General features: G+C 47.0%; 10 protein-coding genes. 6 read left to right on the top strand and 4 right to left on the bottom strand.

What is annotated here, in order from left to right; all coding sequences use genetic code 11:
- From LDL40_RS04845 to LDL40_RS04830, 4 genes are all read right to left on the bottom strand, one after another.
- A partial coding sequence (locus tag LDL40_RS04845; protein ID WP_300994028.1) for a prepilin-type N-terminal cleavage/methylation domain-containing protein occupies positions 1–327 on the bottom strand: 327 nt, incomplete at its 3' end.
- Between the two features lie 171 nt (positions 328–498).
- Positions 499–1,149 (bottom strand): DUF1294 domain-containing protein, encoded by a 651-nt coding sequence (locus LDL40_RS04840; protein WP_300994027.1) that lies wholly within the window; start codon positions 1,147–1,149, stop codon positions 499–501.
- A 110-nt stretch (positions 1,150–1,259) separates the two neighbouring features.
- A complete protein-coding gene (nadC, locus tag LDL40_RS04835) occupies positions 1,260–2,135 on the bottom strand; it encodes a carboxylating nicotinate-nucleotide diphosphorylase (RefSeq protein ID WP_300994025.1) in 876 nt (291 codons plus the stop codon).
- 46 nt (positions 2,136–2,181) lie between these two features.
- Positions 2,182–2,700: a TIGR02281 family clan AA aspartic protease gene (locus LDL40_RS04830; protein ID WP_300994024.1), complete on the bottom strand. Its 519-nt coding sequence runs from the start codon at positions 2,698–2,700 to the stop codon at positions 2,182–2,184.
- Between LDL40_RS04830 and ampD the strand changes: the two genes are divergently transcribed.
- The 6 genes from ampD to LDL40_RS04800 all read left to right on the top strand — a co-directional run.
- The gene (gene ampD / locus LDL40_RS04825) at positions 2,691–3,326 is read left to right on the top strand and encodes a 1,6-anhydro-N-acetylmuramyl-L-alanine amidase AmpD (protein ID WP_300994022.1); all 636 of its coding nucleotides are present in this window, start codon (positions 2,691–2,693) and stop codon (positions 3,324–3,326) included. The genes LDL40_RS04830 and ampD overlap by 10 nt on opposite strands.
- The gene (gene ampE, locus LDL40_RS04820) at positions 3,327–4,214 is read left to right on the top strand and encodes a beta-lactamase regulator AmpE (protein ID WP_300994021.1); all 888 of its coding nucleotides are present in this window, start codon (positions 3,327–3,329) and stop codon (positions 4,212–4,214) included.
- A gap of 311 nt (positions 4,215–4,525) precedes the next feature.
- Positions 4,526–5,287 (top strand): pyruvate dehydrogenase complex transcriptional repressor PdhR, encoded by a 762-nt coding sequence (gene pdhR, locus LDL40_RS04815; RefSeq protein WP_300994020.1) that lies wholly within the window; start codon positions 4,526–4,528, stop codon positions 5,285–5,287.
- A gap of 68 nt (positions 5,288–5,355) precedes the next feature.
- A complete protein-coding gene (gene aceE / locus LDL40_RS04810; protein ID WP_300994019.1) occupies positions 5,356–8,022 on the top strand; it encodes a pyruvate dehydrogenase (acetyl-transferring), homodimeric type in 2,667 nt (888 codons plus the stop codon).
- 11 nt (positions 8,023–8,033) lie between these two features.
- The gene (gene aceF, locus LDL40_RS04805; protein WP_300994018.1) at positions 8,034–9,656 is read left to right on the top strand and encodes a pyruvate dehydrogenase complex dihydrolipoyllysine-residue acetyltransferase; all 1,623 of its coding nucleotides are present in this window, start codon (positions 8,034–8,036) and stop codon (positions 9,654–9,656) included.
- A gap of 142 nt (positions 9,657–9,798) precedes the next feature.
- Positions 9,799–10,000, top strand: a 202-nt coding sequence (locus LDL40_RS04800) for an FAD-dependent oxidoreductase (protein ID WP_300994017.1), incomplete at its 3' end; no start/stop codon positions are given.

Below are 10,000 nucleotides of genomic sequence, written 5' to 3'. Positions count from 1 at the left end.
CACACAAGTCCAGGTAATATTGCCGCCGCCTGCTGGTGCTGCAGGAGTCATAGTGGCGGTAATGCCATCATAGGTTAAAGCCAACACACCTAGTCCGCTGCAGTTTGGGATAGCTACGCCTGAAGAATCAGTACAACCCAAAGTTCCGCCAGTGGTATAAGCTTCGGCTACCTTAATTTTTTGGCCACCCAATGAAGCCACTGCATTAGAGCCTTTTGCTTTAGCGGTGTAGTCTTGATATGCAGGTAAAGCAATAGCAGCCAAAATACCGATAATTGCAACGACAATCATTAATTCAATAAGGGTAAAACCTTGATTACGTTTCATGAAACATCTCCTGATTGGTTTGCCCACAATTGGGGCTATTTAATTCTGGTTAATATTTGTTATTAAGCAAGCTTTACTCTGATGTTTAATGGTTGTTGCAAACAAAGCTGATAAAAAAAGTAAACCTTGAGTTAATATGCTGATTTTTAAAGCTGTTTACTTTATTCAAGCTCAGAATATTGTGAGTTTTTGCAAAAAAGCCGAACCTGGTTCGGAGATTAACCACAGCAAAAAGCAGCTATTGCCATAGACCACAAAACGAAATTCACGCTGAAAAGGCAGCTTGTGTATTTTATGATGTAAAAGTTTTTGTGCCACTAAAGCACCTGGCCAGCCACCAATCAGACTAAACATTTGTAAGCTTTCTTCAGGCAAACGGCTGCTTTGCCCGCTGCAGGCCAGTTTTTTATCTATCTGATAAAGCCAATAGGTAAACAGGCTGGCTTCAAGGTAAAACAAAGGTACAGTTAAGGTAAAACTGCCAGCCATTATGGAAAGCAGCAATAACGCGAAAAACAGATAGCGGAAACACCAGGCTTGCTGCAGGATTTGTTCAACCTCAGGTGAGACGGCTTTGGAGGTTCTGGTGCGAGCCGTAGCAGCTTCCTCAAATTGCACAGCGAAGGCATAACGACGTTGATTTTTATCAAAGGCCAGCCGGAACTTTAATCTGTCTCCCTGCTGTGGGCGTCGTGCCGGCTGCTGCTGAAAATCACGGATATGAAAAAACAACCGTTCTGAGTTGGCCGTTGCTACAAAACCAAAACCTTTATCATCACGCCAGTAGCAGACAGTACCGCTTAAAAGTGGGGCAGTATCCATAGCGATCACAGCATTGCGGGAACACTTATCTGAGTGTAACAGCCTTTTAAAGCTTTGCCCGCAGTGCTGGCGAATAACGGCTAATCAGGTTTAAAACCTGATCAGTTTCATCAGGCAGAGATACTGCGTAAACGCATCGACAAATCAATGGCCTGGATATTTTTGGTCAAAGCGCCGCTGGAGATGTAATCCACTCCTGTGCTACTGAGTGAACGCAGCGCTTCAGCTGTAATGTTGCCTGATACTTCCAGTTTAGCTTTGCCTTTATTCAGGCTCACCGCCTGTTGAATGTCAGCGATATGGAAGTTGTCCAGCATAATAATGTCAGCACCAGCTTTGAGTGCCTGCTCAAATTCAATCAAATCTTCGACTTCAACTTCCACTGGTTTACCCGGGAAATTCTGCCGCGCTATGCTGACAGCATTATCGATAGAACCGGCAGCAGCTATATGATTCTCTTTGATCAGAAACGCATCATACAACCCCAGTCTGTGGTTTTTTCCTCCCCCGCATGCCACCGCATACTTTTGAGCCAAACGCATGCCTGGCAAGGTTTTTCTGGTATCAAGCAAACGGGTGCTGCTGCCTTCCAGCAACGACACATAAAGTGCCGTGGTTGTTGCGGTGCCACTTAAAGTCTGGATAAAATTCAGCGCCGTACGCTCACCTGTTAATAAAATACGGGCCGGACCTGTCAATTCACATAATACTGAGTTGGCGGCTATTTTATCGCCATCGGTCACAAACCATTCAATCTGCACCTGACCAGATAACTGGTGAAACACTTCGGTTAACCAGGCTTTGCCACAAAATATGCAGTCTTCCCTGCTGATGATGGTCGCTTTTGCTTGCTGAGTCACAGGAATTAAAGACGCGGTGATATCGCCTTGTTCCAGTGGTAAATGGCCTAAATCTTCTGCCAGTGCCTGACGAACAGTCAGTTCAATATCCCGTTGCAAATCAGTAAGGTAAGGGACGTTAATCATCTGTATATAGTTCCGATGTACTCATAAGCTCAGGAGCTTATTTAAATTAGTGTTGGATTAGCTTCAGCTCATCCTGTTGTTGGCTGAATTCTAATTGTTTTAGTGCACTCATGCCTAACAAAATCTCAGTGCCATGCAAGCCAGGGGTAATACTGGCGCGTATTTTGGTCAATACAATATCACCCAGCTGTAAGCTGTCGAGCTGACTATCGTATGCAGCAGCCGGACCGTTAGCTGTGCTGACCTGATACTTTTGGCCTCTTGCCATGCCTAGCTTCAGTGCGGCCTGTTCTGAAACTGCAACTACAGTAGCTCCGGTATCGAGCATAAATTCCATGGGGATCCCATTAAAAAGTGCAGTGCCGACGTAGTGACCTGCCTTGTTGCGCTTTAATACGGTGACTTTTTCACCGCCGCTGCCAATGTGGCTCTGCAATTGCTGATTGGGATTTATTTGTAACGAAATCTGTTCTTCAAAAAACCAATACAACAGCCCCAGTAACAGCAGCCAACTGATCCAGCTAAATAACCTGCCTAATTTAGTTGTATTGTCAGATGCTTGCATTCCAAAGTCTCAGGGTTGACAATAAAGGCACCAGCTTAACCGAGCATGAAGCGCATTTGCAAAAACGGGATTTTCAGGTGAATCAACAACAGGCTCCGATAGAGCTTGAGCTGCGTCCAAGTCCGCATTGGAACTTGAGGCCACAAGACACACTAATCAGTTTGCTGGTGATCCATTGCATTAGTTTGCCGGCGGGCCAGTTTGGCAATAGTTACATAGATGATTTGTTTATGGGCGTTTTAGATACTAGTGCCGATGAAAGTTTTGCTGATTTAGCCGGAGTCCGTGTTTCGGCGCATTGTGTTGTATTCAGAAATGGTACTGTCCGACAGTATGTGCCTTTTCAATACAGAGCCTGGCATGCCGGGGTCTCTGAGTTTGAAGGGCGACAAAACTGTAACGATTTTTCGATAGGAATAGAGTTAGAAGGCACTGAGCATCAGTCTTATACCGATGCGCAGTACCAAAGTCTGGTGCTGTTAACCAGACAATTGATGCAAGACTTTCCGGCTATCACAACGGATCGTATTGTGGGACATCAGCAGATTGCACCGGGTCGGAAAACCGATCCTGGTCCGTCTTTTGACTGGAACCGTTATCAATCTGCGTTAAAGGAGAATAGATAAATGACCTTGATCAGTATGCTTATCGCCTTAATTATTGAACGACTGGCGGTTCGCAGTGAGGCGTGGCAGTTTTTGTTTTATGCCAAAAAATACCTGTCTCTGAGCCACAGTTCTGGATTGTCTAAAATTTCAGAGGACAGCAAAGGCCAATATCTGTGGGTGTTATTGCCAGGTATTTTGTACGCAGCGCTGCTGTGGTTCATTGGAAGCAGTCTGGTCACTTTGGTGCTGAATACTTTGGTGTTGTTGGTGTGTATTGGCTGTTGGCATTATCGCCAGTTGTATAAACAGTATTTAAATGCCAGCGAAAGGGCGGACAACGAAGCTGCTTTTTTAACTATGCAGCAGTTAAGCGCTGATGCTGGGTTGACCGATACTGACTTGAGTTATGGCCAGCGTTTAGTGTGGCTGAATTTCCGCTATTACGCCGCCGTCTTATTCTGGTTTGCCATTTTAGGTGGAGCCGGCGCTATTACCTATGCTTTGTTGCGCCAGTTAAATGAACCTGCCAGTTGGGAGCAGCCAATGAAACTGTCTGAAGAACAAAGTGACAATGCTGAATTTGTTGCTGAGGCGCCAGCTATTCCCGCTGTATTTCAGCAACTGATGTTCTGGGCCGATTGGGTTCCAGCGCGCTTGTTTGGTGTGGGCCTGGCTTTGGTTGGCCATTTTTCCCGTGCTTCTGCTGCGTTGCTGACCTTTTTGGGGGATTTCAGCAGTCCTTCGGCGACTGTGATTACCACAGTGGCCAAAGCCGCCGAACCCTTGCCTGATGATTCATATAATTGTGCCGAAGAAACCGCATGCATGGTGCAATTAGCTAAGCGTAACGTGCTGTTTTTTCTTGCGTTAGTCGCAGTGCTTACCTTGTCAGGCTGGTTGGGTTAACCAGAGTCGGGTTTGCTGCACATTATTACCCGGTAATAATGTGCAGCAAACCCGGATTGAGCATCAGGATTTATTTCACTCTTCTCCTCCAGTATTGTTGGTAAGACCAATTTATTTCCCTTACTTTTGCTGGTTTTTTATCGAGCTTTTACTCTAATTATTTATCCGCTTTGGTCGCATAATCCCGCAGTTTAATTTACAGTTTGCTTCCTTTCTGCTAAGTTATGCCGCATCAAAACGAATTGGTAAGACCAATTGACAAGTTGTCTGTTGAGTTTGCCAGGATAATAAGACTTCTGATTAAGGTGGACATGTCCAGTCTGAGAATCAAACCCGCTAAATTGTCCGATCAAATAGTCCAGCAACTGGAGCATATGCTGCTGGAAGGTACTTTTATGCCAGGACAAAAGTTACCGCCTGAGCGTGAACTTGCATTGCAATTTGATGTCTCCCGTCCATCCTTACGTGAAGCTATTCAGAAACTCGAAGCCAAAGGTTTAGTCAATCGTCGACAGGGCGGTGGCACTTATGTCTGTGAAAATCTTGCAGTAGGTTTAACAGATCCGTTATTTGCTCTGATTGGTCGTCACCCTGAGTCACAGTTTGATTTACTGGAGTTTCGTCATGCTTTAGAAGGCATTTGTGCTTATTACGCCGCTTTGCGCGGTACACAAGCTGACTATGAGTTGATTAAACAACGTTACGAAGAGATTTGTGCTGCTCAGCAGCGACAGGATTTAGACGCTGAAGCGCGGTCTGTTGGCCAGTTTTATTCGGCGGTAGCAGAAGCATCGCACAATGTGGTGCTTTTGCATTTGGTGCGCGGCTTAACGCCGCTGGTGGAGCAAAACATCAAGTTAAACCTCGAGGTTTTGCGGCAAAAGGAAGGCATAGTGAGCCAGCTGAATTCGCACAGGCATAGCCTGATGCAAGCAGTAATCAATGGCGAGCCGGAGCAAGCCCGGCAAGCCAGCAACAGCCATTTGGCCTTTATCGAAGAGGCATTGCTGGAAGCCGATCGGGAGCGCTCACGCATTGAACGCTCGCTCAGACGTTCGCAACAGAGTGAATGAGCGTAAGCATACTTTTTAACTGTTAATGTTCCGCACTCTGGCGTGGAACTGATTAAGGAAACTTTGATATGTCTGAAGTCAATAAGATTGACATCGACGCGCTCGAAACCAAAGAATGGTTAGAGGCTCTTGAATCTGTGGTTCGCACCGAAGGTGTAGAGCGCGCTCAGTTCCTGTTAGAACAAGTGCTGGAACAGGCTCGCCTGGACGGTGTGGATATGCCGACCGGCGTAACCACCAATTACATCAATACTATTCCGCCACAGCAGGAACCTGCTTATCCAGGTGATGTGAATCTGGAAAAACGCATCCGCTCAGTGATCCGCTGGAACGCTATTATGATAGTGCTGCGCGCATCGAAAAAAGAGCTGGATTTAGGCGGCCACATGGCCTCTTACCAGTCTTCAGCTGCGTTTTACGAAACCTGTTTTAACCACTTCTTCCGTGCGCCTAATGAAAAAGACGGCGGCGATTTGGTGTATTACCAAGGCCATATTTCTCCGGGTATCTACGCCCGTGCTTTTGTCGAAGGCCGTTTAACCGCTGATCAGTTGGACAATTTCCGTCAGGAAGTGGGTGGTGAAGGGTTATCTTCTTATCCACACCCTAAATTAATGCCAGAATTCTGGCAATTCCCGACCGTATCTATGGGCTTAGGTCCGATTACGTCTATTTATCAGGCCCGTTTCCTGAAGTATTTAGATGGTCGTGGTTTAAAAGATACCAGTGCACAACGCGTGTATGCCTTCTTAGGTGACGGCGAGATGGATGAGCCGGAAAGCCGTGGTTCTTTATCTTTTGCTGCCCGTGAAAAGCTGGATAACCTGTGTTTCCTGGTCAACTGTAACCTGCAGCGTTTAGATGGCCCTGTGATGGGCAACGGCAAAATCATTCAGGAACTGGAAGGTTTATTCCGTGGCGCTGGCTGGAACGTAATTAAAGTGGTATGGGGCAGTGGCTGGGACAAGCTGTTGGCTAAAGACACCACAGGCAAGTTACTGCAGTTAATGAACGAAACTGTAGATGGTGACTATCAGACGTACAAAGCCAAAGACGGTGCTTATGTGCGTCAGCATTTCTTCGGTCGTTACCCTGAAACGGCAGCTTTAGTGGCTGACATGACAGACGAGGAAATCTTCGCGTTAAAACGTGGTGGTCATGAACCTTCTAAGTTATATGCTGCCTTTAAAGCGGCGCAGGAAACTAAAGGTCGTCCTACTGTGATCCTGGCCAAAACCATTAAAGGTTATGGCATGGGTGAAGCGGCTGAAGGCAAAAACATTGCTCACCAGGTGAAGAAAATGGACATGACTCATGTGCTGCAAATTCGCAAGCGTCTGGGTCTGGAAGATTACATCAGCGAAGAAGATGTACAAAGCCTGCCTTATATTCAACTGCCTGAAGGTTCGCCTGAACATCAGTACCTGCATGCCCGCCGTAATGCTTTAAATGGTTACACACCAGTGCGTTTACCGAACTTCACTAAGTCACTTACTCTGCCAGAACTGAACGCATTTGAGCCTCTGCTGGAAGAGCAAAAACGTGAAATTTCGACCACTATGGCTTTTGTGCGTTCATTAAACGTACTGCTGAAAGATCCAAACATCGGCCAGCAAATTGTGCCAATTATTGCCGACGAAGCCCGTACTTTTGGTATGGAAGGTTTGTTCCGTCAGATTGGTATTTATAACCCTCGTGGCCAGACTTACACGCCGGAAGATCGCGCTGTGGTGTCTTACTACAAAGAAGAAACTTCTGGTCAGGTATTGCAGGAAGGTATTAACGAGCTAGGCGCTATGGCGTCATGGGTCGCCGCTGCTACGTCATACAGCACTAACGATCTGCCGATGATCCCATTCTATATCTACTACTCCATGTTTGGTTTCCAGCGTGTCGGTGATATGGCCTGGTTAGCAGGCGATCAGCAAGCCCGTGGTTTCCTGTTAGGTGCTACAGCTGGCCGCACCACATTAAACGGCGAAGGTTTACAGCACGAAGATGGTCACAGCCATATTCTGGCGGGCACAGTACCTAACTGTATTTCCTACGACCCGACTTACTCTTATGAGCTGGCGGTGATTATTCAGGACGGTATCCGTCGTATGTACGGTGCTGATCAGGAAAATATTTACTACTACATCACAGTGATGAACGAAAACTACCATCACCCGGCTATGCCAGCTGGTGCTGAAGAAGGTATTCGTCGTGGTATCTATAAACTGGAAAGCCATATCGGTGAGAAAGCCAAAGTTCAGCTGTTAGGCAGCGGCACTATCATGAACGAAGTGCGTAAAGCCGCTGAAATCTTAAGTGAAGACTATGGCGTAGGCTCAGACGTATTCTCTGTGACTTCATTTAACGAACTGGCCCGTGATGGTCAGGACTGCGAACGTTACAACATGCTGCACCCTATGGCGGAAGAAAAAGTGCCTTACATTGCCAAAGTGATGGGTACAGCTCCTGCTATTGCAGCCACTGACTATATTAAAAATTATGCTGACCAGGTGCGCTCTTTTGTACCTGCGGTGTCTTATAAAGTTCTGGGTACAGATGGTTTTGGCCGTTCTGACAGCCGTGAAAATCTGCGTCGTCACTTCGAAGTGAACGCGGGCTACATAGTGTTGGCGTCGTTACGTGAACTGGCAAAACGTGGTGAAATCGATAAGCAGTTAGTCGCGGACGCCATTGCCCGTTTTGGTATCGACACCAATAAAACTAACCCACTGTACGCATAAGAGGATTTGTCATGACGATTGAAATTCATGTGCCGGACATAGGTGCGGATGAAGTTGAAGTTACAGAAGTACTGGTGAAGGTGGGCGACAAAGTTGCACTGGACCAGTCATTGTTATCGGTAGAAGGCGACAAGGCTTCTATGGAAGTGCCAGCTATTCAGGCTGGTATTGTTAAAGAGATCAAAGTAAAAGCTGGTGATAAAGTAAAAACCGGCTCGCTGATTATGGTATTTGAAGCTGAAGGTACTGTTGTTGCAGCGCCAGCCGCTGCGGCTCCTGCACCAGTGGCAACACCAGCTCCGGTTGCTGCTCCTGCCACTCCTGCAGCTGCGGAGTTAAAAGAAGTTCAGGTGCCTGATATTGGTGGCGACGCCGTTGAAGTGACTGAAGTGATGGTGAAAGTCGGCGACACTGTTGCTGCTGACCAATCGCTACTGTCGGTGGAAGGTGATAAAGCGTCAATGGAAGTGCCTGCGCCTTTTGCCGGTACTGTCAAAGAAATCAAAGTCAAAGTGGGCGACAAAGTACAAACTGGCTCTTCAGTTTTTGTATTTGAAGTGGCTGGCAGTGCTCCAGCCGCTGCAGCTGTAGCAGTTCCGGCTACTGTAGCTGCGCCAGCTCCGGTAGCAACTCCTGCGCCTGCAGCCTCAGCTGTGGCTGCAGCGGCATCTGCTCCTGCAAACGAATTTACCGAAAACCAGGCTTATGCTCATGCCTCTCCTGTGGTGCGTCGTTTAGCCCGTGAATTTGGCGTCGATTTAAGCAAGGTCACTGGTACTGCCCGCAAAGGCCGTGTGCAGCGCGAAGACGTGCAAAATTATGTGAAAAACATTCTTGCACAAGTGGCGTCAGGCAAAGGCAATGTCACCAGCAGTAGTAACAGCGTTGGCTTTGATTTAATCCCTTGGCCAAAAGTGGACTTCAGCAAATTTGGCGCTGTGGAAGAGAAACCACTGTCCCGTATTCAGAAGTTATCCGGTGCTAACTTACACCGCAACTGGGTGCGTATTCCTCATGTGACTCAGTTTGATGAAGCGGATATCACTGGTCTGGAAGAGTTCCGCAAAGAACAAAACGCGCTGGCTGATAAGAAGAAAATGGGCGTGAAGTACACCCCGTTGGTCTTTATTATGAAGGCGGTAGCCAAAGCTTTAGAAGAGTTCCCGACCTTCAACAGTTCGCTGTCTGAAGATGGCGGCAGCCTGATCCTGAAAAAATACGTCCACTTAGGTATAGCTGTTGATACACCTAATGGTTTAGTGGTGCCTGTGGTGCGTGATGTGAACAAAAAAGGCATTATTGAATTATCCCGTGAGCTGCAGGATATTTCAGCCAAAGCCCGCGAAGGCAAACTGACGTCTGCAGATATGCAGGGTGGATGTTTTACCATCTCTAGTTTAGGTGGTATTGGTGGTACGGCCTTTACGCCTATCGTCAATGCGCCTGAAGTGGCTATTTTGGGTGTATCAAAATCTGATATTAAACCTAAGTGGAATGGCAAAGAGTTTGAACCACGCCTGATGGTGCCTTTGTCTGTGTCTTACGACCACAGGGTGATTGATGGTGCTTTAGCGGCGCGTTTTACTGCGACTCTGGCATCTTATCTGGCGGATATCCGTCAAATCATTATGTAACAAAGGCAAGCCCGAAAGTTGTGTCGTGCTCTGAAAAGATACGGGACATCTTTCAGGTAGGGTGATAAAATTCCGTCACTTTATTTCCTGGCCGCCTGCTTTAACTGGCGGCTATCTTAGCAAAAGATAAAAAGGTAAAACGATGAGCAACGAAATCAAAACTCAAGTTGTGGTGTTAGGCGCTGGCCCCGGTGGATATTCTGCAGCATTCCGCGCTGCTGACCTGGGTTTGGAAGTGACTTTAGTTGAAGCTCGCAGCACACTTGGTGGTGTTTGTTTAAATGTTGGCTGTATCCCTTCTAAAGCTTTATTACATGTGGCTAAAGTGATCGACGATGCAAAAG

Source organism: Rheinheimera sp., from assembly GCF_020217005.1.
Classification (GTDB): domain Bacteria; phylum Pseudomonadota; class Gammaproteobacteria; order Enterobacterales; family Alteromonadaceae; genus Pararheinheimera.
The sequence above is the reverse complement of the archived record's forward strand: the minus strand, read 5'-3'. Positions and strand labels throughout refer to the sequence as shown.